The 253-nt window shown below is 55.3% G+C and carries 1 protein-coding gene; it reads right to left on the reverse strand.

The features are described from left to right. Positions 1-73: NAD-dependent epimerase/dehydratase family protein (locus R0J88_RS21850; RefSeq protein WP_410901153.1), on the reverse strand; the 73-nt coding region annotated here is incomplete at its 3' end. Between the last annotated feature and the right edge of the window lie 180 nt (positions 74-253).

Raw genomic sequence — 253 nt, forward strand, 5'->3', positions numbered from 1 at the left:
GACCCGCAGCGGCCAGTGACTGACACAGCGCCTGGCCGACGAACCCCGTTGCACCTGTTATCAATATTCGCATGTTGCCCTCCTCGGCGATGAAGCATCGAGTGTGCCGACTTCCGCCATAAATCTATACTTATATTGTACAATTATGCGCAAGAAGTTAACTTTAGCGTATCTGCTGTCGGGTCACATGACGACCCGTCCCCCCTGAACACCGCCCGCGCAGGAGTCCCCTCCAGATGCCAGTATCGTCCAT

Origin of the sequence: Pseudoalteromonas sp. SIMBA_162 (assembly GCF_046535955.1) — a bacterium.
Lineage (GTDB): Bacteria > Pseudomonadota > Gammaproteobacteria > Enterobacterales > Alteromonadaceae > Pseudoalteromonas > Pseudoalteromonas marina.